Source organism: Enterobacter cloacae complex sp. HYC080_NIDB, from assembly GCF_056673325.1.
In genome coordinates this window covers 2,380,362-2,406,045 of record NZ_CP114212.1, presented here as the reverse complement: position 1 = coordinate 2,406,045, position 25,684 = coordinate 2,380,362, and the positions used below count along the sequence as shown (strand labels likewise).

30 protein-coding genes and 1 pseudogene are annotated in these 25,684 nt (G+C 54.2%); 14 read left to right on the top strand and 17 right to left on the bottom strand.

Translation table 11 applies throughout. From position 1 onward, the window contains the following. Window positions 1–2: 2 nt before the first annotated feature. Together O1723_RS11340 and O1723_RS11335 are read right to left on the bottom strand one after the other, a co-directional pair. Window positions 3–806, bottom strand: coding sequence for an SDR family NAD(P)-dependent oxidoreductase (locus tag O1723_RS11340; protein ID WP_023337241.1), 804 nt, complete (start codon window positions 804–806; stop codon window positions 3–5). A 68-nt stretch (window positions 807–874) separates the two neighbouring features. Further along, the gene (locus O1723_RS11335) at window positions 875–1,759 is read right to left on the bottom strand and encodes an NAD-dependent epimerase/dehydratase family protein (RefSeq protein WP_014883717.1); all 885 of its coding nucleotides are present in this window, start codon (window positions 1,757–1,759) and stop codon (window positions 875–877) included. A gap of 358 nt (window positions 1,760–2,117) precedes the next feature. On the opposite strand from O1723_RS11335, the pseudogene O1723_RS11330 reads away from it, so the two are divergent. From O1723_RS11330 to O1723_RS11320, 3 genes and pseudogenes are all read left to right on the top strand, one after another. Further along, window positions 2,118–2,534: pseudogene (locus O1723_RS11330) on the top strand (DinB family protein); the annotation flags it as partial. Between the two features lie 59 nt (window positions 2,535–2,593). Then, the gene (locus O1723_RS11325) at window positions 2,594–3,076 is read left to right on the top strand and encodes a glutathione peroxidase (protein WP_248190546.1); all 483 of its coding nucleotides are present in this window, start codon (window positions 2,594–2,596) and stop codon (window positions 3,074–3,076) included. Between the two features lie 155 nt (window positions 3,077–3,231). Beyond that, window positions 3,232–3,666: a cell envelope integrity TolA C-terminal domain-containing protein gene (locus tag O1723_RS11320; protein WP_086527780.1), complete on the top strand. Its 435-nt coding sequence runs from the start codon at window positions 3,232–3,234 to the stop codon at window positions 3,664–3,666. A 115-nt stretch (window positions 3,667–3,781) separates the two neighbouring features. Here O1723_RS11320 and O1723_RS11315 read toward each other — a convergent pair whose 3' ends face one another. Next, window positions 3,782–4,183 (bottom strand): RidA family protein, encoded by a 402-nt coding sequence (locus tag O1723_RS11315; protein WP_023330338.1) that lies wholly within the window; start codon window positions 4,181–4,183, stop codon window positions 3,782–3,784. 139 nt (window positions 4,184–4,322) lie between these two features. On the opposite strand from O1723_RS11315, the gene O1723_RS11310 reads away from it, so the two are divergent. Beyond that, window positions 4,323–4,937, top strand: a complete 615-nt coding sequence (locus O1723_RS11310; protein WP_014883722.1) for a TetR/AcrR family transcriptional regulator — start codon at window positions 4,323–4,325, stop codon at window positions 4,935–4,937. Here O1723_RS11310 and O1723_RS11305 read toward each other — a convergent pair. Both O1723_RS11305 and O1723_RS11300 read right to left on the bottom strand, forming a co-directional pair. Further along, the gene (locus O1723_RS11305) at window positions 4,912–5,352 is read right to left on the bottom strand and encodes a VOC family protein (protein WP_014883723.1); all 441 of its coding nucleotides are present in this window, start codon (window positions 5,350–5,352) and stop codon (window positions 4,912–4,914) included. The genes O1723_RS11310 and O1723_RS11305 overlap by 26 nt on opposite strands. Window positions 5,353–5,443: 91 nt before the next feature. After that, entirely contained in the window at window positions 5,444–6,592 is a 1,149-nt protein-coding gene (locus O1723_RS11300; protein ID WP_023337243.1) for an MFS transporter, read from the bottom strand. A gap of 133 nt (window positions 6,593–6,725) precedes the next feature. Between O1723_RS11300 and O1723_RS11295 the strand changes: the two genes are divergently transcribed. Further along, a complete protein-coding gene (locus tag O1723_RS11295) occupies window positions 6,726–7,229 on the top strand; it encodes a MarR family winged helix-turn-helix transcriptional regulator (RefSeq protein ID WP_032645249.1) in 504 nt (167 codons plus the stop codon). A gap of 54 nt (window positions 7,230–7,283) precedes the next feature. Then, window positions 7,284–8,207 (top strand): LysR substrate-binding domain-containing protein, encoded by a 924-nt coding sequence (locus tag O1723_RS11290; RefSeq protein ID WP_023337244.1) that lies wholly within the window; start codon window positions 7,284–7,286, stop codon window positions 8,205–8,207. Window positions 8,208–8,254: 47 nt separating this feature from the next. Here O1723_RS11290 and O1723_RS11285 read toward each other — a convergent pair whose 3' ends face one another. Beyond that, the gene (locus O1723_RS11285) at window positions 8,255–8,725 is read right to left on the bottom strand and encodes a hypothetical protein (RefSeq protein ID WP_023337245.1); all 471 of its coding nucleotides are present in this window, start codon (window positions 8,723–8,725) and stop codon (window positions 8,255–8,257) included. 267 nt (window positions 8,726–8,992) lie between these two features. On the opposite strand from O1723_RS11285, the gene O1723_RS11280 reads away from it, so the two are divergent. Next, a complete protein-coding gene (locus tag O1723_RS11280; protein WP_014883727.1) occupies window positions 8,993–9,469 on the top strand; it encodes a WbuC family cupin fold metalloprotein in 477 nt (158 codons plus the stop codon). Between the two features lie 64 nt (window positions 9,470–9,533). On the opposite strand, the gene O1723_RS11275 is transcribed toward O1723_RS11280, so the two are convergent. The 7 genes from O1723_RS11275 to O1723_RS11245 all read right to left on the bottom strand — a co-directional run bounded on the left by O1723_RS11275 (window position 9,534) and on the right by O1723_RS11245 (window position 17,586). Beyond that, window positions 9,534–10,073 carry a cysteine hydrolase family protein gene (locus O1723_RS11275; protein WP_248190549.1) on the bottom strand — a complete coding sequence of 180 codons (540 nt, stop codon included), beginning with the start codon at window positions 10,071–10,073 and terminating at the stop codon, window positions 9,534–9,536. Between the two features lie 337 nt (window positions 10,074–10,410). Continuing rightward, the gene (locus tag O1723_RS11270; protein ID WP_023337247.1) at window positions 10,411–11,010 is read right to left on the bottom strand and encodes an NAD(P)H-dependent oxidoreductase; all 600 of its coding nucleotides are present in this window, start codon (window positions 11,008–11,010) and stop codon (window positions 10,411–10,413) included. Between the two features lie 73 nt (window positions 11,011–11,083). Then, on the bottom strand, window positions 11,084–11,677 hold the full coding sequence (locus tag O1723_RS11265) for a TetR/AcrR family transcriptional regulator (RefSeq protein ID WP_023337248.1): 594 nt from the start codon (window positions 11,675–11,677) through the stop codon (window positions 11,084–11,086). A 34-nt stretch (window positions 11,678–11,711) separates the two neighbouring features. After that, a complete protein-coding gene (locus tag O1723_RS11260; protein ID WP_023337249.1) occupies window positions 11,712–14,801 on the bottom strand; it encodes an efflux RND transporter permease subunit in 3,090 nt (1,029 codons plus the stop codon). Beyond that, complete coding sequence (locus tag O1723_RS11255; RefSeq protein WP_023337250.1) at window positions 14,798–15,907, bottom strand: efflux RND transporter periplasmic adaptor subunit; 1,110 nt, start codon at window positions 15,905–15,907, stop codon at window positions 14,798–14,800. The genes O1723_RS11260 and O1723_RS11255 overlap by 4 nt, the downstream gene beginning before the upstream one ends. Window positions 15,908–15,982: 75 nt before the next feature. Next, entirely contained in the window at window positions 15,983–16,597 is a 615-nt protein-coding gene (locus tag O1723_RS11250; RefSeq protein ID WP_014883733.1) for a TetR/AcrR family transcriptional regulator, read from the bottom strand. 194 nt (window positions 16,598–16,791) lie between these two features. Next, window positions 16,792–17,586 carry an SDR family NAD(P)-dependent oxidoreductase gene (locus O1723_RS11245; protein WP_014883734.1) on the bottom strand — a complete coding sequence of 265 codons (795 nt, stop codon included), beginning with the start codon at window positions 17,584–17,586 and terminating at the stop codon, window positions 16,792–16,794. A 96-nt stretch (window positions 17,587–17,682) separates the two neighbouring features. Between O1723_RS11245 and O1723_RS11240 the strand changes: the two genes are divergently transcribed. Beyond that, window positions 17,683–18,051, top strand: a complete 369-nt coding sequence (locus tag O1723_RS11240; protein ID WP_248190550.1) for a MerR family transcriptional regulator — start codon at window positions 17,683–17,685, stop codon at window positions 18,049–18,051. Between the two features lie 22 nt (window positions 18,052–18,073). On the opposite strand, the gene O1723_RS11235 is transcribed toward O1723_RS11240, so the two are convergent. After that, complete coding sequence (locus O1723_RS11235) at window positions 18,074–18,985, bottom strand: LysR family transcriptional regulator (protein WP_014883736.1); 912 nt, start codon at window positions 18,983–18,985, stop codon at window positions 18,074–18,076. Between the two features lie 99 nt (window positions 18,986–19,084). On the opposite strand from O1723_RS11235, the gene O1723_RS11230 reads away from it, so the two are divergent. Together O1723_RS11230 and O1723_RS11225 are read left to right on the top strand one after the other, a co-directional pair. Then, complete coding sequence (locus O1723_RS11230) at window positions 19,085–20,188, top strand: alkene reductase (protein WP_014883737.1); 1,104 nt, start codon at window positions 19,085–19,087, stop codon at window positions 20,186–20,188. Between the two features lie 20 nt (window positions 20,189–20,208). Then, entirely contained in the window at window positions 20,209–20,748 is a 540-nt protein-coding gene (locus O1723_RS11225; protein ID WP_032645364.1) for an ester cyclase, read from the top strand. 40 nt (window positions 20,749–20,788) lie between these two features. Here O1723_RS11225 and O1723_RS11220 read toward each other — a convergent pair whose 3' ends face one another. Next, window positions 20,789–21,256 carry a nuclear transport factor 2 family protein gene (locus O1723_RS11220; protein WP_014883739.1) on the bottom strand — a complete coding sequence of 156 codons (468 nt, stop codon included), beginning with the start codon at window positions 21,254–21,256 and terminating at the stop codon, window positions 20,789–20,791. Between the two features lie 104 nt (window positions 21,257–21,360). Here O1723_RS11220 and O1723_RS11215 point away from each other — a divergent pair, with 104 nt between their 5' ends. Beyond that, window positions 21,361–21,945, top strand: a complete 585-nt coding sequence (locus O1723_RS11215) for a TetR/AcrR family transcriptional regulator (protein ID WP_014883740.1) — start codon at window positions 21,361–21,363, stop codon at window positions 21,943–21,945. Window positions 21,946–22,047: 102 nt separating this feature from the next. Here O1723_RS11215 and O1723_RS11210 read toward each other — a convergent pair whose 3' ends face one another. Beyond that, the gene (locus O1723_RS11210) at window positions 22,048–22,818 is read right to left on the bottom strand and encodes a hypothetical protein (protein ID WP_014883741.1); all 771 of its coding nucleotides are present in this window, start codon (window positions 22,816–22,818) and stop codon (window positions 22,048–22,050) included. A gap of 1 nt (window position 22,819) precedes the next feature. Beyond that, on the bottom strand, window positions 22,820–23,017 hold the full coding sequence (locus O1723_RS11205) for a hypothetical protein (RefSeq protein ID WP_014883742.1): 198 nt from the start codon (window positions 23,015–23,017) through the stop codon (window positions 22,820–22,822). A 260-nt stretch (window positions 23,018–23,277) separates the two neighbouring features. On the opposite strand from O1723_RS11205, the gene O1723_RS11200 reads away from it, so the two are divergent. Genes O1723_RS11200 through O1723_RS11190 form a run of 3 tightly spaced genes read left to right on the top strand, consistent with a single transcriptional unit; the run spans window position 23,278 to window position 25,684 of the window. Then, entirely contained in the window at window positions 23,278–23,712 is a 435-nt protein-coding gene (locus tag O1723_RS11200) for a nuclear transport factor 2 family protein (protein WP_014883743.1), read from the top strand. Next, the gene (locus O1723_RS11195) at window positions 23,709–24,428 is read left to right on the top strand and encodes an SDR family NAD(P)-dependent oxidoreductase (protein ID WP_014883744.1); all 720 of its coding nucleotides are present in this window, start codon (window positions 23,709–23,711) and stop codon (window positions 24,426–24,428) included. Before O1723_RS11200 ends, O1723_RS11195 begins: the two co-directional genes overlap by 4 nt. Then, window positions 24,425–25,684 (top strand): NAD(P)/FAD-dependent oxidoreductase, encoded by a 1,260-nt coding sequence (locus O1723_RS11190; RefSeq protein WP_014883745.1) that lies wholly within the window; start codon window positions 24,425–24,427, stop codon window positions 25,682–25,684. The genes O1723_RS11195 and O1723_RS11190 overlap by 4 nt, the downstream gene beginning before the upstream one ends.

Here is a 25,684-nt window from a genome sequence, read left to right as displayed (position 1 = left end):
GTTTACTTTTTGGTGGCAGAATCGGGTTCAGAAATGATGCGGTGACGCTGAGCCTTATGTGACTCACTCATCATTCTGTTCATCACCTCGCTCTCATACTCGGCATACTCACTGCCATAGACAAATTCGTGTCCTGTCATCAGGGCATACCAGGCACGTTTTGCCACTTCTTTCGGATCGTCCTTTTTCATCGAACCTACGGTCGTGCTGGCCTGTCCTGCATTTTTGAAAAAATTGGTCTCCGTTGCCCCAGGCATCAGAAGCGTCATTGATAAACCGCTCCCCATCAGCTCGTTACGTATGGCGTAAAAAAAGGAGTTGACGAAAGCCTTTGACGCCCCGTAAACCGCTTCGAAAGGTATGGGCGCCGAGCCGGAAAGCGACGAAGTGATAAGAACGTGCCCGTTACCCTTCTCTACGAGCCGCGGGATAAATATTTTAGAAAGATGTACCACAGCATCAACGTTGAGCCGGATTAATCTAAGCTCTTTTTCAAGATCGGTACCGTCGATAAACGCGCCGCCGAGCCCCTGACCGGCGTTGATGACCAGTGCATTAGGGGCTAAACCGGCCTCATCCATTCTGACCTGGAGATCTGTTATCTGGTCATACTCACTCAGGTCAGCACTGAACGCGTGTACGTTAACTGAAAAACATTTTTGCAGGTTTTCACCCGCGGCTGAAAGTTTTTTTTCATCCCTGGCGACGATGACAAGATCGTATCCGTTAGCTGCAAATTCTTCAGCAAGTGCAAGGCCGATACCGTTGCTCGCACCAGTTATCAGAGCCAGCTTTTTCTCACTCATATGATTCTCCGGTTAAAGGGGTAACCGGCCCTGTACAGGCCGGTGGCAAAATGAGGGGGCAATTAGCATCACACGCTATCGGTCCAGCGATGCGCAGGACGGTATCCCAGGACGCGCATTGCCTTTTCGCTGCTCAGCACGGATTCATTACCTGCTAATTTTTTACGCTGTTCAACGTCAGGATAGTAACGGTCAAGAAGTTCCTGTGTAGGTGTCCGCATACAGGTGACATCGCTGGTAATAAAGAACTCATCTTTGCCCCTGACATCATATTCAACAGCTTTTTCAATCGCCTGAGCAACGTCCCGAACGTCCACGTAGGTCCACATGTTCCATTGCCTGACGGCAGGTTCGTCCTGCCAGCTTTCAAACTGCGCGTATTCTTCCGGTGCCATAACGTTAGAAAGTCGCAGACAGGTAATGCGTATGTCAGCGTTATTAAGGCAGAACTGACGGGCCATCTCTTCACCCAGCACTTTAGTTAGCGCGTAAATGCTTAATCCGCGGGTAGGGTAGTGCTCATCCACCGGAACATAGGGGGCATCCCACTTGTCGTAAGGCACGCCGGTAGGAACTTCGCTCGACGACCAGATAATATTTTTTATTCCCAGCCGCCTGGATGCCTCAAACACGTTGAAGGTGGCCAGCATATTATTTCTGAACTCGTCAGAATCAGGGATCATTCGGGGATGAGGAATACTGGCAAGATGAACCACGGCATCAAAGGCTGCCGCTTCGGGTCGTGAATAAACGTCCTCCCCCACGGAGGAAAGTGCATCAAGCGTTGCACCAAAATCCTCTAAATCCGCGATCATAGCTGGATGAGCATCGGTGACGGGGTCTTTTTTATCGATGAGAAACAGTTTATAACCCGCTTTCTCAAGCCACTCTACTGTAACCCTGCCAATTTTCCCTGAAGCACCGGTTATGGCTACACGTTTTTTATTTGACATACTTTGTCCTTATGGTTGAGGTGCAAATCAGCCCTAAGTTTTGTCGACAAAAAACAATATGTGATTAGCCAGACTAAAAGCTTCTGTTAATTCAATTCATCAATCCAGGTTTGTTTACAGAACAGGTGAATCCGTGAACTGACAAGGTTGATTACACTGAGGTCTCCATAAGGGAATATCTGCTTATCGCTCAAAGCAGACCTGAAGACCAGCCAGCCTGGCCTCTGCGAGCCAACAGCAGACGTTAAGCGTTAGTTGACGGATCATACTCCCACTGCGATTCGTCACTGTAAATCGTACCATCATCATCCATTACTTGGGCATTAAGGTGTCTTGCAATCCGCAACATCTTTCTATACAGGTAGATACGTTAGCGAATGCTGATAAGCATCATCTGATGCTCAGGCTTATGAACCATGTTTATGTCGTTGATATGATTTTCAGAGCCAACATTACTGGCCAAAAGCACCAATACACCGCGTTAAATACGCCAGAAACCCCGACTGCAGACGAGCTTCTGACAAAGATGTTTGAATGCACTAAATGGTATATTCAACACGTCGGTATAATAATGAACACGTCTGATCTTTCTGAAATCGTTAAATTTCGTTTCGTCGATGGTGGGTATGGTGAAATGAAGGCAGGAGATATGCTTAATCATGTCCTTTTTCACGGTTCATATCATCGCGGCGCGGTGGGCTGGATGCTTTCAGAAACGGGAATAACCCCTCCTAAGGATGTGTTAACCGTTTTCCTGAGGGATCATCACTCGTGATTCAACCTGTGGGTTAACCAGATTTCACGCCGAACCGTTTCTCTTTTAAGGATGCCAGTATGACGAATTTTCATCAACTTACCGCCACCAGCCTGGATGGCCGTCTTATCTCAATGGACGACTATGCGGGTAAGGTGGTTTTGGTCGTGAATACTGCCAGCCAGTGTGGCTTCACGCCGCAATACGCGGGCCTTGAAGCGCTCTACACGAAATACGCCAGTCAAGGGTTAGTGGTGCTTGGCTTTCCCTGTAACCAGGTTGGGAAGCAGGAGCCCGGCGGCGCCGATGAAATCTCGAAGACTTGTTACATTAACTACGGCGTAAGTTTCCCCATGTTCGAGAAAGTTGAGGTAAACGGTGGCGCAGCGCACCCGGTGTTTCGTTATCTGAAAAAGGAATTGCCTGGCGTGCTGGGAGGACGGATCAAATGGAATTTCACGAAGTTCCTGATCGGACGCGATGGGATACCCCTCAAGCGTTTTGCACCGATGACGACGCCCGAGAAAATGGAGGATGCAATTCTTGAGGCACTGGGGAGGTGAGCGCTTTGGTAGTGATTTAGCGTGCATGATGAACGACGACATCGCAGGTTATTATCCTTGCGCCATAAAAAGGTTCATTGGAAGCATCGGGTTGTGTGAAAAATTGGTAGTTGAAACATGACCAGTCAATACAGAAAAATAGATCACTATTTCTGATGCTTAAATGGACTGAGAGGCAAGAAGTGAGCGTGTCTGAAACAATAAAGAAAATTGTTATGGTGGCATTAGTGGTGAACATGGTCGCAGGATGTGCGCCGTTACATCCTTCTGGATGCCATAAGACCACGGCAACGGGCAGTTGCAGCTCAGGACGCTGGGACGATCAGGATGAGTGGGGCGCGCAAGCGCGGGCAATCAGGGCGGCAATAAATGCCAAACTGGATGAGCCGCAAAACTGGAAAGGGAAAAAATGCAGGCTGCATATTGAATTTGCTCAGGATGGCACGCCTTTAAACATATCCACCAGCAACGGCAATAAAGCCTATTGTGAAGCGATAAAATCAGCAGCCCAAAAAGCCAAATTCCCGGCATTCAACAATCCGGAAGTCTACAGAGATTTTCAAAAATCCGGTTTCGATATGCGCGGGTAACATGCTAACCGCCCTTTGTAAGGTAGCGTCACTCTGAGCTAACACTCACTATGTCGGCCCCGGTTTCACATTTACACACAGATACCGGTTCTTCTGATAGCTGTGTGCAACGTGTTCATTCCTGATGTTCAGGGATCCGGGCGATAACCTTTATCTCAAAATCAAATCCCGCCAGCCAGGTAACGCCCACGGCTGTCCAGTTCGGATACGGTGGCTTAGGGAAAAGCGTTTGTTTCACCTGCATAATGGCTGGAAATTGATTCTCCGGATCGGTATGAAAGGTTGTCACATCAACAAGATCGGCAAACGTACATCCTGCAGCGTCAAGCGTGGCCTTGAGATTATCGAAGGCACGCTCTACCTGCATTGCAAAGTCGGGTTCGGGTGTACCGTCTTCCCGGCTACCCACCTGTCCGGAAACAAACAGTAAATCACCAGAGCGGATCGCTGCAGAATAACCGTGCTGCTCATACAGCGCGTGGCGATTTGCAGGGAAAACGGGTTTCGGTTGGTTCATAACGGATCCTTTCTTTGGACAGGGACAGTGGATGCGCGGCATAAATAAATGAATTAAGATACGCGGCGTATGTCAACTTAATCACACATACGCCGCGTATGTCAAACGACTTGCGTGGTGTAGATTGCAAGGAGTTCTTATGGCAGCCAAACGCCGCGCCGAAACGATGGAAGAAACCCGCACTAAATTGATTGCGGCTGCACGTAAAGCCTTTGCCGAAAAAGGGTTTGCCGCAGCCTCGATGGATGATTTAACCGCCAGCGTGGGCCTGACGCGCGGGGCCCTGTATCATAATTTTGGCGATAAAAAGGGGTTACTTGCCGCTGTCGTTACCCAGATTGATTCTGAAATGGCGCAAAGCGCCAAAAGTGCAGCGGCGCATGTGAAGGATGACCAGCAAAAGCTTCTGGCAGAAGGGATAGCCTATATCGAGATGGCGTTGGATGAAGAAGTCCGTCGCATCGTTCTGCTTGATGGTCCGGCTTTTCTTGGGGACCCGGGAAAATGGCCGAGCCAGAATAACTGCCTCGACGCTACGCGTAAGAGCCTTTCCGACCTGATTGAACGCGGCTTAATCGAACCGGTAGATGTTGATGCCACCGCCTGGCTGTTAAACGGTGCCGCACTGAATGCCGCCCAGTGGGTGGCCGCCAGCGAAGATCCGCAGCAGGCATTACCAAAAGCGATTCAGGTTTTTACCCTGCTGGTAAATGGCCTGGTGAAGGGCGTCATACCTCCCGAAGCCACGGCGTAATCGTTAATCCCGTAAGCAAGCCCTCCGGGCTGAGCAGGCGGGTGACGGTTTGCCCCCATGGTTCTGTGCGGTTTGCCACCAGCAACCGATAGCCTTTTTCAGTCAAAATACGGGTAGCCGAGTCCAGGTCCTGAACCTCGTACTCAACCCATCCTTGCGGTATCGGGTGCTCAGCGGGCCATTGTTCTTCTCCAAAGCAGGACATTGCCGCCTGTGTAAGCGGCCAGACGGCGAAATGCTTCACGCCTTTCAACTGGCCCACTTCTGCGAGCAGATAATCACTGTTCCCCTCCATCGGCTTAAGCGGAAGGCCGAGTGTATGGATATAAAACGCGGCGCTGGACGCTGTATCCCGTGAAATGGGCCCGAACCCAGCGACAAATAAAACATCAATTTCCGGTAACGCTTGCGGCATATCCCCTCCTGTATGACGTAACACTCACGCTGAATTTATCTTACGACCAGTTGAAATACGACTCTCAATTCTGGCATCGCTTTCACCGTGTCTACACGTTCCCGACGGGTTTAAACTTCAACGCGATGACGATCAGCAGCACCACTCCCGCACTCATCACCAGCCAGGCGCTGGTCAATGAAACCGCACTGTCGCGAACAATCCCCGCGATTAACGGCATCAGCGCGGCAATCATATATCCGCCCCCCTGAACTCTGGAGAGTAACTTCCCGGCCTCAGCGGGCGTGCGGGCGTGATCGAACGTGACGATGAGCGACAGTGGGAAAAGGGCGCCGATCCCTGTGCCAAGCAGCAATGTGGATACTACCGGCGTTGTACCCGGTGCAAAGACCAGACACAGTAATCCTGCCAGCAGTAGCGAGAGCACAGCGATCAGCGGCACACGGCGGTCAGGGCATTTACCAATCAGCGCGGAGACGGCAAACCCGGCGACCACTTCGGTCAATGTCAGCCAGGCCAGCATATAGCCACTGCTGCGTGCGTACCATCCCGCCTGAATATAGAGTGGGGGCAGCCAGGCTAAAACCAGCGTGTAGGCGCCAGTTCCCACACCGAAAAAGAGCAACAGTAGTCCTGTCCGGGAGGAGGAGAGCGTCACGGTTTCGTGTACCGTTTGTTCTTGCTGAGGGCGCTTAACGAGGGCCAGCCACAGTATCAAAGCAAGCAGCGCTAATACGCCTGCCATCGCCAGCGCGGGCTTCAGCGTGAGCCATGAAAACAACGGCTCGGCACTGGCGGCGGCTAATGCCGCGCCGGCCATAATGCCCGTGCTGAAGAGCGACATCACCGTGCTGGCCGTTTGCGTATAGTCCTTTTTTATCAGGGCAGGCATTAACGCCTGGATCACGCCTATGCTGGCCCCACCCAGTAACGCGGTACCCATAAGGCTCGCCAGTGAAGCGCTAAAACCCCGTAATAAACAGGCCGCAAGCAGGATGAAGAGTCCGAACGCGATCCCCCGGACGGCGCCGATCCTGGCTAAAAGCCAGGGGCCGCATAAGGCGGCCAGGCCCATCATCGCGACCGGCAGGGTGGTCAGCAGGCTGAATTCCGTGGCCGACAGCCCAACTTCATGCTGCAGCACGGAGAACAAGGGGCCGACAGAAGCCAGGACAGGGCGCAGGTTCAACCCGACGATAAAAGCAATAACGGCGAAGAGTAAAGGTGACGTGCGTTTCAACGTGGAATCCTTTTCGATTGTGTACGGCCAGGGCAAAATGCCACAAGCATTTATCTTAACGTTAAGATAAAATCCTTTTTTGTGTAAGATGTAGCGCACAACACGATAAATAACCACTCAACACGGGGGGAAAATGAAAGACCATGTAGATTTTGTTGTCGACCAGTGGAGTCGTGCCATGCCTGAGCTGGACGTCTCGTCGATGAAAATTTTTGGACGAATGCTCAGGCTGATAAAGCATCTGGCAAAAGCGCGCGCGCAGGCCATGGCGCAGTTTGGTTTTCGCGAGGGGGAGTTTGACGTCCTCGCCACGCTGCGTCGCGCCGGTGAGCCGTACTGCCTTTCGCCCACGCAGCTGTACAAAGCGTTGCTGATTACGTCCGGGGCGATGACGAACCGGCTCAGCCATCTTGAACAGCAGGGGCTTATCAGGCGAATCGCCGACCCGAAGGATAAGCGCAGCACGCTCGTGAGCCTGACGTCCAGCGGGAAGGATCATATTGAACAGGCGTTGCTCGTTCACACGGAAACGCAAAATGCAGTATTGAGACATTTATCTGGTATGCAACATGCGCAGCTTGAATCCCTGCTCAGGGAATTACTGCTGACGTTTCCGACTGAGGAACGGGGTGAATAGTCCCCGGGTGCCGATAAAAAAGCTACATGATTCAACCTCATCGAAAGGGAAAATATGTCATTACCGCCACTGTACGCGCTACGCGCGTTTGAAGTCGCCGCGCGGCTGAACTCCTTCAGCAAAGCCGCTGAAACCCTGAATATCACGCCGGGAGCGGTCAGCAGGCATGTTAGGACGCTTGAACTGTGGTTTGACTGCGAGCTTTTCAAACGGCAGGGGCCGAGAGTGGAGGTCAATGAAGCCGGACGTATTCTGGCCGGACAGCTTGGCGAAAGCTTCTCGAATATGGAGTGGGCATGCCGGGCATTCAAAAGTGAAAATCACCTTCTGCGCCTTAAAGCTCCCAGCACCCTTACGATGAGATGGCTCCTGAATGTGCTTAAATCTTTCCGCGAAAACCATGCGAAGCCTAAAATCGAAATCGCCAGCGTCTGGATGGACTTCGATACCGTTGACTTCAGCCGTGAGCCATACGATTGCGCGATCCTCCTCGGTAATGGCTATTTCGGCGAGTCAACAGAAAGCCGGCTGCTCTTCAGTGAATGGCTCATTCCGGTTTGTCCCCCGTCTTTGCTTGAATCTGCCCGGCACCAGCTTGCTCAGTGCGATCTTATTCATCCCTCACCGGACAGACGGGACTGGAAACGCTGGTTGAAAAGGACAGGGTTATTCCCCGGGCTCGACATGAGCGGCGGGCTTGTGTTCGACACCCTGGAGCAGGGCAGCCTTGCGGCCATGCACGGTCACGGTGTGGCGATGGCTGACCTTCGACTCACGCTGGACGCACTAAAAAGTGGCCTGCTCGCACTGCCCTTCAGGGAAGCGATAGCAACCGGGGATGGCTACTATCTTGTCTGGCCGAAAAATTCGCTCAGAAGACAGAGTATTGAACGTTTGCTGGCGTGGCTTAACCTTAACGCGCCTGTGGTGCCTTCTTTGAATATCGTCTGTCTTGATTACGATGATAATCAGGTTTAATAAATAGCGGAATATTAATTGTGGGGTATTCCGCATCCTGAACGTATTTATGCGTAGGGAATATTCGCCATCTTTTTATATCTTTCCGGCAGGGCGCTGTTCAGGCTAAGTAATTTATCCAGAATATAAAGCGCAGGCGTCCCCTTTGCGCGCTCTGCGTCGATCAGCGCCGTGCGTAACAGATTGGCAGCCGAGGTCATGTCACGGAAATACTCCTCCGATTCACGCGTTTGATCTTCGCCCGACGCGGCGTAACGCACCTTTGGCCACTCCGCAAAGTCAAGCAGCGGAAGGATCCCATCTTCTTTTGGTAAATGCGCTGAGAGCAACTCTTCGGCGTTACCCGGATTGCTTTGGGCGAAAGCCAAAAGATGCAGTCGATGGATGAAAGGCGATAGCGCTTCTGAGCTTTCCTTTTCTGCTGAAAGTAACGTTATCAACTCATGCAAATTTGCATTGAGGCTATATTTATGAGGCGAGATAATATTCAATACAGGGAATAAAGCATCGAGTGTCATAGCTGCTCCATACAGGCTTAATATTATTTATTTTTTCTATCCCAGGGATGAATGGATGGTATTGCAGGGCTATCGCTTTTGAAAAACGATAAATAGTGGGAATAAATGTGAGTTTTACTCAACGTTGCGCTTTGGAGTGCGATCACGCACATCCTCACGCTGCAGCGTTTTGTTTCACAAACGCCATCGCTCATCGACCGTCCAGAATGGTATAACGTCGTGCGGCTAAAGGGTGGCCGCCCGCTGACTCCATTCACAAAGGTGTATATGAAACAAATTACGTTCAGTGACCTGCAGCAACAAAGCGAGCAGGCTGCCAATTCTCCTCGCTTACGCGCGCACCGCAATTTACATCCCGAACTGAGCGACCCGGTACAACGCCTGGCTATCGCGATGGAGCCAGGTACCTATGTTCGCCCTCATCGCCACCCGCACACGTTTGAACTGCTGACGGCTCTGAGCGGTCGCTTTCTGGTGTTGAATTTTGATGACAGCGGTAACGTGACCCAGCGCGTGGTGTTAGGTGAAGACTGCAAAGTGCTGGAGATGGATGCCGGTACCTGGCATGCCGTGCTGTCGCTGGATAAAGGCGGCGTCATTTTTGAGGTGAAACACGGCGGCTATCAGCCTGTTCCGGAGCACGATACCGCTCCATGGTCACCGGCTGAGAACGCGCCCGGTAGTGCGGAGCTGATGAAATGGTACGCTCAGGCACAGGTGGGTGATGGAGGTTTTACCCTGTAATTTTCTCTACTTTTCCCGACGCGCGGAAAGGCGCGCCGGGATAGAGAGAGACGCTCCCGCCAACTCAACTGACCGTATTAAAATGCCAGTCGCAGGCAGTCGACAGCATCACGAACGGGCCGGCCAGCGTGCTGTTGTGATGCGCAATGATGTCAGTGGCGGGTAAATGTGCGTTATCCATTGTGGTATGCGCATCTGAAATCAATATCGTCCTGAAGCCCAGCTCCGGCGCGGCCCGGCAGGTGGTGTCGACACAAAATTCTGTTTTCATCCCGGCAATGACCAGCTGTTTGATGCCTCTCTGATTAAGTTCACGCAGCAATTCGGTATCCCGAAAACAGCTGGGATGGCGCTTGGTGAAAACAACATCCTGCTCCTTCACGTCCAGCTCGGGTATCAGCTGCGTCAACGGCCCCTGCGCTGAAAAGGGCGAGTCGTCTGGTCCAACATGGCGGGCAAAAAAGACGGGTACCTGAGCGTGGCGCGCGTTGGCTATTAACAAACGGATATTTGCCAGAACGGCATCGGCGGAATAGGGTGAGACCGGGCCCCGGAAGAGGCCCTGCTGCATGTCGATAATTAAGAGAGCATTGTCAGAAATCATTTTCTTTCTCCATTCAGAGGGCGGTGAACGGAGAGGTATTTCCCCGTCCAGTTAGGCGGGGATTGAGGTTCTGTTTGTCAGTCGTTTGCTACAGATACGCTCATGCCGCCGAAGGTGCCGGTGGTGGTGAGGGTGGTTGTTGGCTGAACTGACTGATACATGGAATGACCTTTGTTTATTCATTACGCTATATGCGGAATTATCACGTTAGTTATAGCGTTGATTAACTCATTGCTTCAAGACACCAACTTGAGTAGGGGTACGATGCAGCGGCAGGAAGCTGTCAGCAAAGGCTCGTAACCTGCTGTGCACGCCTTTGCTGACTGAATAGCCGGGATTATTTAAGGCCCTCTAGTCCCTTCAGGAACTCCTCCACCTGCTCAGGCATCGCCGTGTCTGCCTGGTAAAGAATATCGAGTTTGACGTTCTTCAAACCGCAGAAGCCGAAAATGCCCTCGACTATTTGAGTCTGAATCGCCGTCGAATAACCATGTTTATCGAAACCGTTAAGATCGCTGCCAGCAGTCGCAATAAGGCGAACGGGAACGTCGCGCAAATTGCCCACAATCCGGCCGTCTTCTGCCACTTTATACGCCCAGTTCAGGGTTAATACGCGATCGAACCAGCCTTTCAACAGGCCGGGAACGGACCACCAGTACACCGGGAAAACGAATACCAGCATATCCGCCCGCTCGACCCGCTGCTGCTCGCGCAGAATATCTTCAGAAAGGGCGCTCGGATCGCCGTGGTACAAATCAAGATCGGCGCGGGACATGGCCGGATTAAACCCTTCGGCATGCAGATCGGCCATCTCCACCTGCGTACCCTGTTCACGCAGTTTCCCGGCAATGCGGGCGGCCAGCGCATGGGATAACGAATTGTCGACAGGGTGAGCCGTCACGATCAGTGCATTATTAATGGCATGTGTAGCAGACATAGCGACCTCGAATGGGTGAGAATTGACGTTTATATTACTATTGGTAACTTAGCTGTCAATCCGCACCCAACGATCATTTTGTGCTATTCACGTAGGTCTCCAGCACCCCGGTGATGGCGCCGCTGAGGGTATCTTCCGCAACATTTCGGGCGAGCACGCCGTTACACGCGGCGGTGCTGAGCGCGTCCGCCGCACCAATGATGGCCGTCAATACCGCTTCTCCCTGAACGCCTTTCAGGACGACAAAAGGGGAAAGCGCGGTACGCAGGCAGTCGGCGCATTCGGCAACGCACGCCTCACGAAACGACTGCAACGCGCGAGAGCTGGACAGCGCCGCGGCGATGGGCCCGGTTTCGGGCCCGGCGGTCATGGCGCAATCAATATAGGCGGCGCTGAAAAAGCGGATCGTCTTGTCCAGCGTTTTGCTGTCTACCGCCAGCGTCTCACGGAATTTCGCCAACTGCCGATCGCTATAATCCTGATACAAGGCCATCAGCAACCCTTCACGATCGCCAAAATGGTCGTAGGGGATAGGCTTGGTCACGTTGGCCCGCTCCGCCAGGTAACCCAACGTCAGTGCCTCCGTGCCTTGCTGGCGGACAATTCCGCGCGCCACTTCCAGCAGCTGTACGCGGCGATCCTCTTTTCTTAAGCGCTTAACAACCATGCTTTCCTCGGAACAGTTATCTACTTAGGGTAGTTTACACGTTTTCTGCCGGGGACTGCACGCGCTGTTCCGCAGGGCGGATCCGGAACCAGATCGCATACATCGCAGGCAGGAACACCAGCGTAATGGCCGTACCGCCTAAGGTTCCGCCAATCAACGTGTAAGCCAGGGTTCCCCAGAATACCGAATGCGTCAGAGGAATAAACGCCAGCACGGCGGCAAGTGCCGTCAGCAGTACGGGCCGGGCTCGCTGAACCGTCGCCTCGACCACCGCGTGGAACGGATCGAGACCGTCCTTCTGGTTATGATCGATTTGCCCAATCAGGATCAGCGTATTGCGCATAAGAATGCCTGAAAGGGCGATCAACCCCACCAGCGCGTTGATGCCAAACGGCTGATTGAAAATCAACAGGGTCGGCACCACGCCAATCAGCCCCAGCGGCGCGGTAAGGAACACCATCACCATCGCCGAGAGCGAACGCACCTGCAGAATGATGATCAGCAGCGTCAGCGCAATCATTATCGGGAACAGCGGAATCATTGCCTGCGTGGCTTTGCCCGATTCCTCAATCGAACCGGCCATCTCAATGCGGTATCCGGCCGGCAATGTATCTACAATCGGCTGGAGCTGTTTCATGATGGCGACCGATACATCCGGTGGCTGAAGATTGTCGGCGATATCACCCCGCACGGTAATGGTCGGAGTGCGGTCGCGGCGGCGCAAAATCGGGTCTTCCATACCGATCTCAATCTTGCCAATTTGAGACAGCGGAACGCGCTGCCCCGCATTGCCGACGAGGGTAAAACCCTCAATTTTTGCCGGGTCGAGACGGATATCCCCCGCGGCACGCCCCATGACCTCTACCGAGCGAATATCTTCCCGCACGGCGGTAATTGGCACGCCTGAGAGCAAGAACTGAAGCTGCTCAGCCACGGCACTGGACGTTAATCCGGTGGCCTGCAGACGGTTTTGATCGAGGGTGAAATGCATTACCGGAACGCGTGATCCCCAGTCGGTATTGACGGTACGCATCATTGGGCTTGCCTGTAGCACGCCTTTCACCTTGTCTGCAATATCGCGTAAAGTACCGACATCCGGCCCCGAAACGCGCCAGGCAACCGGGAAGGGCGAGTACGGGCCAAAGACCAGCTGCGTCACCCGCACGCGGGCGTCAGGCGCAAGGCCGCTGGCGACAGCCTCCCTGAGCCTGAACTTGAGCGCTTCGCGTGACGTCTCGCTGTCCGTCAGGATCACGATTTTTGCAAAAGACGGGTCAGGTAATTCGGGGGCCATCGCCAGGTAAAAGCGGGGCGATCCCTGGCCAATATAGGCCGTCACGATGTTGGCCTCAGGCTGCTGGCTCAACCATGCTTCTATTTTTGCGGTTGCGGCACGGGTCTGTTCGATTGAGGTGCCATAGGGCATCTGCACTTCAACCAGCACTTCCGGGCGATCGGATGTCGGGAAAAATTGTTTTTTTACCAGTCCCATGCCGAATATGGCGAGGATGAAAATAGCGACCACGGCACCGGCCACCCGCCATTTTCCGGCGATAACGCGGCTCAGCATCCCGCGAAAACGGTTATAACGCGGCGTGTCATAGATGGCGGCATGGCCTCCTTCCACTTTGGGAATGGCCGGGAGGATCTTCACCCCAAGATAGGGGGTAAACACCACGGCGACAAACCACGATGCAATCAGGGCGAGGCCGACAATCCAGAACATATTGCTGGTGTATTCCCCGGCGGTTGACTGGGCAAAACCGTTTGGCATAAAGCCAATTGCCGTCACCAGCGTACCCGCCAGCATTGGCGCGGCGGTATGGCTCCAGGCGTAGGCGGAGGCTTTGATCCGGTCGTAACCTTCCTCCATTTTGACCACCATCATTTCGATGGCGATAATGGCATCATCAACCAGTAAGCCGAGGGCAAGGATCAGGGAGCCCAGCGTGACGCGGTCAAAGTTTATCCCCGCGGCTTCCATCACCACGAAGACCACCGCCAGCGTCAACGGTACCGCCGCTGCAACCACCACCCCCACGCGCCAGCCCATGCTGACAAAACAGACCACCATCACCACCAGCAGGGCGACGAAGAATTTGATCATAAACTCATCCACCGCCGAGCTGATGTTCACTGACTGGTCGGTGACTTTGCTCAGGGTCATGCCCAGCGGCAGACGCGCGTTTATTTTTGCCGTTTCGGCATCCAGCGCTTTACCCAGTGCCAGACCATTCCAGCCCTCACGCATGACGATACCCAGCAGAAGGGCGGGTTCATGCTGGTTACGTATCAGCATCGTAGGGGGATCTTCATAGCCCCGTTCAACCGTCGCCACATCGGACAGCCTGAGCGTTTTGCCCTGAGCTACAACGGGTGTATCGCGGATCTTCTGCAACTCATCAAACGCGCCGTCGAGGCGGATAAATATCTGGGCGCCCCGGGTCTCAATAGAGCCCGCTGCTTTTAACGCGTTCTGATTGTTAAGGGTGTTGAAAATATCCTGCGGCGAGAGACCCATCGTGGCCAGTCGGTCATGAGAAAAAGCGATGTATATCCGCTCCGCCTGTTCGCCGATAATGTTCACTTTCTTCACGCCGGGTACGTGCAAAAGTTGCTGGCGCATAGCTTCTGCATCACGTACCAGCTGCCGCTGGGGTTCACCTTTCGCTTTCAGGGCAAAAAGGGCAAAGGTGACATCGGCAAATTCGTCATTGATCATCGGGCCGATCGTCCCGGCAGGGAGATTCAGGGATTCGTCTCCCAGCTTTTTCCGCGCCTGATAGAACTCCTCTTGCACTTCTGCGGGGGGCGTTTTGTCTTGCAACGATAAGGTGATAAACGCCATGCCGGGGCGGGTATAAGTTTCCGTCCGGTCATACCATTTGAGCTCCTGGAGGCGTTTTTCCAGCGGTTCGGCGACCTGATCCTGCATCTCCTGCGCGGTTGCGCCGGGCCAGACGGATATCACCGTCATTTGCTTCACCGTAAAAGGGGGATCTTCCGCGCGGCCAAGCCCAAAAAAGGCGTAGATACCGGCAATCGTCACAAGGACAATCAGAAACAGGGTGATGGAGCGCTCGCGCACGGCAAGCGCTGACAGGTTGAAGCGACTTCCGCTCATGGCGTGTTCTCCGCCAGCGCGGCATTGCGTTGTTCTGCAAGCCTGACGATTTCACCCTCGTGCAAAAGGTGTGCGCCCAGCGCCACAATCTTCTCGCCTGGCTTCACGCTGCCCGTGACCTGCGCGGCATCTTCACCCACGCTCAGCACCTTCACCGGCGTCCAGGTAACCTTTGCCGGCCTGGCGGAAATGCGCCAGACACCGGGGCCTTTGCCAGCATCGTAGAGTGAGGCGAGCGGAACCTGCATGACCTGACGTTCCGCTTTTGGGTCCTGAACGTTCAGCGTGACGGTTGCCCCCAGCGGCGCGTTTGCCAGGTCACCATTCAGCACGTAGCGGGCTTCATAGGTGCGGGTTGTGGCATCGGCTGAATCAGACAGCAGGCGCAGCGTTGCGCTGACCGGGTGTTTTTCATTGCCATAAAGTGTGGCCAGTGCAGGGCTGCCAACGGCAGGGCGCAGGGTCTCCGGGAACTGCACGAGCGCTTCACGTTGTCCCGCCCTGGCGAGTCGGATCACCACTTGCCCGGCACTCACCACCTGACCCGGCTCGGCGAGGGTTTCCATCACTACCCCGTCTGAATCCGCCAGCAGTACGGCATAGCCCGTTGCGTTTTGCGCCACGTTAGCCTGCGCCCGGGCTGCGCTGAGTTCCGCTCTGGCGGAATCGGCGGCGGCTTTGATCTGATCATACTCCGAGGCGGACACGGCGCCGGACGCCACAAGACCGCGATAACGTGCCTCATCGCTGGACGCTTTTCTCGCACGCGCCTGGGCAGCATCCACCGTGCGCTGCTGTGCCTGGGCCTGTAATTTCAGGTCAGCCGGATCGAGGCGCAGTAACGGCTGACCCAGTCTGACGGTTTGCCCGGTATCGACGAGTCGCTCAAGGATTTTCCCCTGAACCCTGAAACCCAAATCACTTTGCGTTCTCGCCACCACCACGCCGGTAAAGGCGTGAGCAGTATTGTTCGCAAGCTCGATGGCGGCGGATCTGACAAGAGGTGGCTTTGTGCGCGGATCGTCACTCGCAGAATTATCGCCGCACGCCACGAGGACAAACGGCAGAAGGCTAACGGCAAGGCGGGCTGTATTGAGCCTGAGCATGGGAAACCCTTATAGAAGTAACAGGACAGTTTCCGCATTCTCAGTCTAGTGACCAATAAAGTCAATGGTCACCAATCAGGGGGCCAGGCTTCTTAATACCAGCGAAGAGAGAAGCACCGCCGCAGTGGGGGCCGTTTCGAGGTTATATTGCAGCTGTATGGGATTGATATAAGGGCACATCACCATGTGGATAGCCTGCGTGACCTCATCCAGCGGCGTTTTTCTTTCGAATTCACCCGCCTGCCTGCCTTCAATAATGATGCTCTCAATCAGCTTCATCAGGCCGTCTGTATATCTTTCAGTAGACGGCCATTTGTCCCGAGCGGCGACGGCGGCAATGTCGTAAAGCTTCCGATCGTGGAAAAACAGCTCGCTTCCGGCCTCGGTAAGCGCTTTGAAAAGACGGCGTAATTTTTCGCTGGCTGACGGCGCATCCTCGATGGCAGAAAGCACCGCCGCCATGATCAGCTCCAGGCGGTTAGCGCAGATCACTTCGCCAATAGCCTGTTTGGAATCGAAAAACTTATAAATGTAGGACTTAGAAAAACCGATGGATTTCGCCAGTTCGGCGACGGTGGTTTTTTCATAGCCGTAATGCCCGAAGTGCTCAAAAGCCGCTTCGACGATTTGCTCTCTGACAGAATGGTCAAGTGGACCACGTATTGATGGGGCGTTCATATTTTTAGTCATTATTTAAGCTTAGCGTGACAGGCCAGGATTGACAACGAGTGACCATATCGTAATTTGGTTACTGTTGTTTCCTCATGAGTTCAAACGGGAAAACCCACCCGGTGGGGTAAGTGTATCACTGTTTTTCGCGCATTAAGGCATCTATCTGTCAGCGTTTCAGGGCAATCCTTTGCACTGAAATGACACGGTTTTGCTTAAGTCGATCGTGGACGCAATATTTTTTCAGCGATGAGTAACAGACGCTTACGCGTGACAAACCGGTATAACTGCCCCAGAAGCCAGTTACTGCATCCGGTGATCAGGTAGTTACGGTTGGTATCGACCGCCTTCAACGCCAGCGTAACCACCTTATCCGCTGGCATCCTTTTACCCACCGAGGCTTCTTCCGCATTCACCACATCAAAAAAAGCCGTATCCGTTGCCCCAGGGCAAAGCGCCAACACGCGAATGCCCTTTGCACGGTACTCTCCCCATAGCGCATTTGAAAAGGAGAGCAGGAAGGCTTTGGTCGCGCCATAAATTGCCATATAGGGGTCCGGTTGTATCGCGGCCGTTGAGGCCACATTAATTACCACCCCGGCACCTTTGCGGAGCATTTCCGGTAGCATAGCGTGAGTCAGTGCCACGGGGGCCACGCAGTTCACGTATATCTCATCACGTTGCCTGTCGATCGACTGCGCTTCGAAGGGGCCATAGGTGGCGAACCCGGCGCAGTTAATCAGAATGTCGGGGAAGCGCCTCAGGATCCCCAGCCGTTCCGCGATGCGGGGAACGGCATCTGATTCCACTAAGTCCTGCACGATAATAGTGATTGATACGCCATGCTTTTTGGCCAGCTCTGTGGCAAGCGTCTGTAGCTTTGGCTCCGAGCGGGCAACCAGGATCAACGACACGCCGCGGGCAGCGAGTTGCCTGGCGAAATCACGACCTATTCCCGACGATGCCCCGGTAATCAACGCTATTTTTCCCGAATAATTAAAAATATTCATACCTCAAATCCCGTTTCCCTGATATGTGTATCTCAGGATAAACCGTGCACTTTAGTACACGGTCAAGCGTGATTTTGAAAAGGGGAGGACAACGCGATGCGCATTGGCGAACTGTGTGTGAAAACGGGCTTATCGAAAGAGACGGTCCGTTACTACGAAAGGCAAGGGTTGCTGGAGAAAATCCCGCAACCGAATCGCAGCAATAACTACAAAGTCTACTCCGCCGTCGATTTACAGCGTTTGAAAATGATCAAGCATGCCAAAATGCTGGGCTTTACCCTGGCCGAAATTTCGGATGTTTTAGCTGTCTGGGTCGACGATAAATTTACCGCTGAGCAAAAACAAAGCGCGCTGCGCCGCAAGTTGCAACAGCTGGGAGAGAAGGAAGCCGCATTAACTGAACTCAGATCCAGGCTGGTCAACGCCCTGGAAAAGGTGGGTCAGCCTTGTGTCGATGAATTTTAAGCGGGTCTAACCAACATTCACGCTACCGTTTTTTTAGCCAGTCGAGAAAAAACTGGCTAAACGCCGTGACCTGAAGCGGCTGCAGTTTACGCTGCGGGTAAACAAACTGTAGCCCGACATCTTTGCGGTCGTATCGGCTAAAACCGGTAAAACTGTCAGCAAACAGGACGGTGAGTCTTCCGGCCTCAACATCGTCCTTCACATCCCACCAGGATTTCCCCGCAATGCCAGCGCCGCTGAGCGCCCACTGACGAAGCAATGCCCCGTCGTCGCACACCATGGCTGGCTCTACGCGAACGACACTTTCCTCGCCATCTTTTTCAAAGCGCCATTCGTTCATCACCACGCCCTGAGACTCAAGCGCCAGGCACCGGTGATGGGCTAACTCCGTAAATGTGGCGGGGACGCCGCGGTTGCTAAGATACGCCGCAGAGGCCACCAGCACCCGATGATTTGGGCGGATGTTTCTGACGACCAGGCTGCTGTCCGGCAGGTTACCGAAACGCACGCTCATATCCAGCCGGTTAGCGACCAGATCTTCAACATGTTCTCTTAACGCGATGAAAAATTTCACGTCAGGATGGTGTCGGGAAAATTCCACCACGGCGGGGCTAAGATACTGTCTGCCAAAATCCGAGGGGGCAGAAAGGCGAATATTGCCGCTGAGGACGCCCTCTTTTTGCGTCAGGAGCGACTCGGCATGGCGCATCTCTTCCAGCACGCGCAGCGCGGCATGATAAAACTCTTCTCCGGCACGGGTCAGCGTGATGGATCGCGTTGAACGGTGAAACAGGCGAGTCTGGTAACGTTCTTCAATCGCCTTCAGTCTGGCCGTCATGGTCGCAGGAGAGAGCGACAGCCGTCGTCCGGCGGCGGAAAGACCACCAGCCTCGGCCACTTCAACCAGCAATGCCATATCTTCAAGCTTGCCCATTATTCATATTTTCCGAAAAGTGCATCAGTTTTCAGTGTAATTATCAAAATGCAATACCGCCTGTAAAGTGATTTCATCCAAACGATAAGGGATGAAAACATGAACCGTTCCTCACTTTTTGACCGTTACCGGTTGGGTCAGCAGGACCTGAAAAATCGTATCGTTATGGCGCCAATGACCCGAGCGCGTTCCCTTCAACCAGGCAATATTCCCTCGTCGCTGATGGCGGAATACTACCGGCAGCGGGCCTGCGCGGGATTAATCATCACCGAAGCCACCCAGATCTCCCCGCAGGGCCAGGGATACTCCTGGACTCCCGGCATCCATTCGCCGGAGCAGGTTTCAGGATGGCAACTCACGACGGGGGCCGTGCATCAGGCGGGCGGGGTGATTTTTTCTCAGCTCTGGCACGTCGGGCGAATGTCGCACGCCAGTTTTCATCAGGATGGTCTGCCCGTGGCCCCGTCAGCGCTGGCACCGGACGCGAAAGTGTGGGTGGTGAACGAAAAGGGCGAAGGCCAAATGGTTGACTGCCCGCAGCCAAGAACGCTGACGCGCAAAGACATTCACGGCATCATCGCGGACTATCGCCAGGCGGCACTGAATGCCGTCCAGGCCGGCTTTGATGGCGTGGAAGTTCACGGCGGAAACGGCTATTTGATTGACCAGTTCCTGCGTCAAACCTCCAATAAACGCACGGACGAGTATGGCGGCACGCTTGCTAACCGGATCCGCTTTGCCCAGGAGGTCTTGAACGCGATTGCGGAGGCCATTGGGCCCGAGCGTACGGGCATCCGCCTTTCGCCGTTTATTACCCAGCGGGGGATGAATGACCCGCAGGTGATCGATGGCATCCTCGCTCTGGCGGCCTGGTGCGAACAACACGGGATAGCATTCATCCACCTGGCGGAAGCCGACTGGGACGACGCGCCGCAGGTACCCGACACTTTCCGTCAATCCCTGCGCGAGACGTTTAGCGGAACCCTTATCGTCGCGGGCAACTATGATCTTAACAAAGCCGAACAAATACTTACGGCTGGCTATGCCGATTTGATTGCCTTCGGACGGCCATTTATTGCCAACCCGGATTTACCCCACCGGCTGGCGCACAAGTTGCCGCTGGCCCAGGTGCGCGATCCCGCCACGCTGTTTGGTGGCAGTGCGACGGGATATACCGATTATCCCACCTTGCCGTTATCCTGATAAATGATTGAGAGAAAATGATGAACTATTCAACCTCTTTTCGTTCTGTTTTATTGCCGCTTATTATTATCGGTCTGTCGGGCGCCGCTTATTCGGCGCAGGAGGAGTGGGTGAAACCACAGCAGCTGATTGTCGATAAAAGCCTGCCGCAGGCGCAATTAGCCGCGAATGAGGTTGCAGCCAGAAAATATGCAACGTTCTGGAATACGGGGACGCCGTCTCTGGCGCGTGAAGCGCTTGCGGTTAACTTTATTGATAAAACGCCGCCGGAAGGGCGTAAACAGGGACCCGAGGGCGCTATTTTAGCCTCCCGGGCATTTCGTACTGCCGTACCTGATTTACGCTGTGACGTTGAGCAGATGATTATTTCCGGTAATCGTGTGGTCTCCCATTTACATTTTCACGGCACGTTTACCGGAACATTTGGCGAGCTGAAAGGAAAGGGGCAGAAAATAGATTTTATCGCCACGGATATCTATGAAATTAATGACGGTAAAATTGTGGCTAACTGGCATATTGAGGACAACCTGACGCTGATGAAACAGCTGGGCGCACTGTAAATTCATCACTCCGGGGGCGCCCCGGAGTGATGCGAAAATCCTATAACCCCAGATCGCTCAGCGAGGGGTGATCGTCCGGGCGTCTGCCCTGCGGCCAGTGGAACAGTCGCTCAGATTCTTTTATTGGCATATCGTTCACGCAGGCAAAACGACGCTTCATCAACCCGTCCGCTTCAAACTCCCAGTTTTCATTGCCGTAGGAACGGTACCAGTTGCCGGAATCATCATGCCATTCATAAGCATAGCGCACCGCGATCCGGTTATCCGTAAATGCCCAGAGCTCCTTAATCAGGCGGTAACCCAGCTCTTTTTTCCACTTCCGTTCCAGAAACGCCTGCGCTTCTTCACGGTTGGTGGCGAATTCTGCGCGGTTGCGCCATTGGGTATCCAGCGAATAGGCCAGCGCGACTTTTGCCGGGTCGCGACTGTTCCAGCCGTCTTCGGCGAGTCTGACTTTTTCGATGGCGCTTTCACGGGTGAAGGGCGGTAAAGGAGGGCGTGTATTCATGGCGATTACCTCAGTGTGATATTATGTAGACAGATCTGTCTGCTTGCGTTAATCTATGCCTGAAAAATAACGTTGTCAACATCCCTTTTTGAGGCTGCCGAAAAATGAAAACAGAACCCGCAAGCAACGAGACAAAAATCAGCGTCAGGGATAAAATATTACGTACCGCTCACGACCTCTTTTATTCCACGGGCTTCAAGGCAACGGGCGTGGATACGTTGATTAAAGAGGCGAAAGTGACCAAGGTAACTTTCTATCGCCACTTTCCGAGTAAAAGTTTATTGATTCTCGCCTATTTGCACTATCGACATGAAATATGGATGAACTGGTTTGAAGCCTCATTGCGGCGTAATCTCAACGCAGGTCAGACATCGTCAGAGGCATTATCTGCCACGCTTTACGAATGGTTTGTTTCACCCGAGTTTCACGGCTGCGCGTTTATTAACGCCAGTACAGAGGCGAAGTCTGAAGATATTGAAAGTGAAATAAAGGCGATATGCCGTGACCATAAATCAGAAACCAGGAAAATCATTTTGCTGCTGACGGGGATAACTGATGAGCAGATCGTCAATCAAATAATGTTGCTCATTGACGGTGCCATTATTCATGCGCAAATGGGCATGGATACCGATGCAGTAATAAGCCCGTTAAAAGCGGGTATCCGATTGCTGACAACGCGGATGTTGTGAGTGCCGCCCGGCGGCGCTACGCTTGCACGGGCCTACAAACGGCTCAGAATGGTAGGCCGGGTAAGCACAGCGCCACCCGGCAGGAAGGGGCGGGTTTTGGCATCAATGGTCCTTCACATCCCGCTGCGCCAGAGACAGCGCGCTGGCGCTGGCGGGATCGAACAGTGAGAGGCTCTCTATCTGATTGAGTAAAATCACCTTTCGGAATGACATAGCGCTGCGGGGTTCGGAGTCGAGCGTAATGTCATGCTCCGCATACCACTTGCTGTAATTATTCTCGATGCGCAAATTCATTGTCTTCTCGTCTCTGTACCCGCTTAACATCGGTATCAGCACAATATTGGCCGTGTTTTCGTATTCCAGCGTCGCGGTGTGGATCATGCCGATATATATCCGCCGCGACCGAAGCGTCACCTGCGCCAGCTCGCCTTGCTCCATACACTGATAGAGCAGTTGTTCAATACCGCTCGACTGGGCAAGCCGTTTGTAGAGCTTTTTCCGGCTTTCACCGTCCAGCCTGGCGCTGCCTGCCCAGTTGGAGCGATAGAGGCAAAACAGGATGGCAAACGCCAGCATCACTACCACTGGCGCCTGAATGCCTAAAAAACTCCAGTTCATAAAGTCGATTTGCCAGTCGGTATATTTCGGTGAGGCAAAGTGAAAGGCGTTATTGGCGGCAGAAAGGGCGAGAAGCAGGAGCCAAAGCAGTCCCGTGGCAACCACGCCCTGCAGCACGAAAATACAGCCATAAAGCGCAACAAGGAAATAGACGTCCCAACCGAAAGAGCGCTTGATTTTAAAGCGCGTCGACAGATCGCGACTGGTGTACCAGTACCCGCACACCATCAGCACCATAAATATCGCCGTTCCCATATCAGGCCCTCTTCAGCGCGTTGACGTGCCGCAGAAAATCCTGCCGTACCTCATTGCTTTTGTAGTTCACCGATGCATTCCCGTCCTGGTCGATGATGATGCGGTCACCATCCTCCACGGCTTCGATGATCTCCTGCTGACTCATCACCTGCAGCAAGGATTCAGGGCTTGAGAAAAGAGAAAGAAAAACGCGTTTCATGTCGGGCATCCTGATGAATTTAAAAGGATAAGCCTGGAAGAGGATGGGGGAATTTGCCTTAAGGTTAAACTGAAAAAACAATGCCTGGTGGCGGCTATGCTTTATCCAGTCTACAAAATCTACTGTTTTGGGTGACAATCAACTTATTGATAAATAGGCAAAATAAAAAATATAGTTGCACAAACTTGGACAAATAACGTTAATTGTGTAAGTTTTAATTATGCGATTACGCCACGTTGTTTACAGCCAGGATGTGACCCATGAGCACTTTGCCCTCTGTCGTGAGTCGGTTTGTTGAGTACTACAGCGCACTGGATAGCCAGCCGCCCTCCGCACTGGTCGGGCTTTATCATTCGGATGCCACGCTAATCGATCCGTTCGGCGAGCACGACGGTATCTTTGCGCTTCAGCGCTATTTCACCCATCTGCTGGCGAATGTCGAAAACTGCCGTTTTACCATCGATCCACCGCTGTGCAGTGAAAACCGCTTTGTTGTGACCTGGGTGATGCACTGGTCGCACCCGCGCATCGCCGGAGGGGACCCGCTCGAACTGCCGGGCTGTTCGGTGGTGGACACGGAAAAGGGGCTTATCACGCGTCAGCGTGACTACTACGATGCGGGAGAGATGATCTACGAACATCTTCCGCTGCTGGGCTGGGCGGTACGCGGCGTGAAGCGGAGGGTGAAATCATGAAAACGGTACTGATCACCGGCGCAAGCTCGGGTATTGGCGCCGGGCTGGCGACCTCCTTCGCCGCGGAGGGCTACCACGTGATTGCCTGTGGGCGGGATCCTGCGCGCCTTGAAGCCTTGCATCAGACCTGCCCCAATCTCACGGTTCGCCTGTTCGATATGACAGACAGGGACGCCTGTCGCCAGGCGCTGAGCGGCGTTTACGCCGATCTGGTTATTCTCTGCGCCGGTACCTGCGAGTACCTCGATCGGGGCGTAGTGGACGCGGCGCTGGTGGAGCGGGTTATGAACACCAATTTCCTCGGCCCGGTGAACTGTCTTGCCGCGTTGCAGCCGCAGCTGGTTGCCGGCAACCGCGTGGTGCTGGTGAGTTCGATGGCCCACTGGCTTCCGTTCCCGCGGGCAGAAGCCTACGGCGCGTCTAAAGCCGCGCTGAGCTGGTTTGCGGACAGTCTGCGCCTGGACTGGGAGCCCAAAGGGATTGCCGTCACGGTGATCTCCCCAGGCTTTGTCGATACCCCCCTGACGCGCAAAAACGATTTCGCCATGCCGGGCAGGGTGAGCGTTGACGAGGCGGTCAAGGCGATCCGTTCCGGACTGGCGAAAGGGAAAATGCACATCGCGTTTCCCACCCGGTTCGGCTTCATTTTGCGGCTGCTCTCCAGGCTACCCGCGTTTTTGCAGCGCACACTGCTGCGCAGGATGGTACGTTCATGAAGATTGCGATTATCGGCAGCGGAATTGCCGGGCTGACCTGCGCCTGGCGGCTGGCCGGTCACCATCAGGTGACCCTGTTTGAAGCGGGCGCCACGCCTGGCGGCCATACCGCAACGGTAGATGTCTCGACGCCACAGGGCACCTGGGCGATTGATACCGGCTTTATCGTCTACAACGACCGGACCTATCCGCGCTTTATGGGCCTGCTCAGCGAGCTCGGCATCAGCGGGCAAAAAACGCAGATGAGCTTTTCGGTGCACAACCCCCAGACGGGGCTGGAGTACAACGGACACACCCTGACGTCGCTGTTTGCCCAGCGCCGAAATCTGGTGAATCCGGCATTCTGGCGTCTGCTCGGAGAGATCGTCCGCTTTAATCGGCTGGCAAAACAGGCGCTCGAAGGGGACGTGGATCCGCACGCCACGCTGGAGACGTTTCTGCAACAGCATGGTTTCACGCCGTTTTTTGCGCGCCACTACATTCTGCCGATGGGCGCCGCCATCTGGTCGTCGTCGTTGCAGGAGATGAAGCGTTTCCCGCTGCCGCTCTTCCTGCGCTTTTTTAATCATCATGGTCTGCTGGATATTACCCATCGTCCGCAGTGGTACGTGGTACCGGGCGGCTCGCGGGAGTACATCCGCGCCATGCTGGAAAAGCTGGGCGACCGCCTGACGTTACGCCTGAACGCGCCGGTGCAGCGTGTCAGCCGCCACAATGACGGGGTCACGCTTCAGCTCGAAAACGCCAGCCATACCTTCGATCAGGTGATTTTTGCCTGCCACTCCGCCGAGGCGCTGGCCATGCTTGAGGCGCCGACGCCAGCAGAGCGCGAGGTGCTGGGGGATATCGGCTGGCAGCGCAACGAGGTGATTCTGCACAGCGATCCGCGCTGGCTGCCGGTACGCAAGCGCGCGTGGGCCAGCTGGAACTACCGCCTGAGCGAACATGAGCAGGCCAGCGCCTGCGTCACCTACAACATGAACATTCTGCAAGGGCTGCCAGAGGGGAGCCCGCTGTTCTGCGTCACCCTGAACCCGGAAACGCCGGTGGATGAACGCTTCGTGTTACAGCGCTTTGTTTATGAACATCCGCTGTTTAACCCGCAAAGCTGGCGGGCGCAGGCGCGTCGCGGTGAGATCAACGGTCACCAGCGAAGCTGGTTCTGCGGGGCTTACTGGTACAACGGTTTTCACGAGGATGGCGTGCGCAGCGCGCTGGACGTGGTCAACGCGATCGCGGCCGGAGAGGGGAACTGA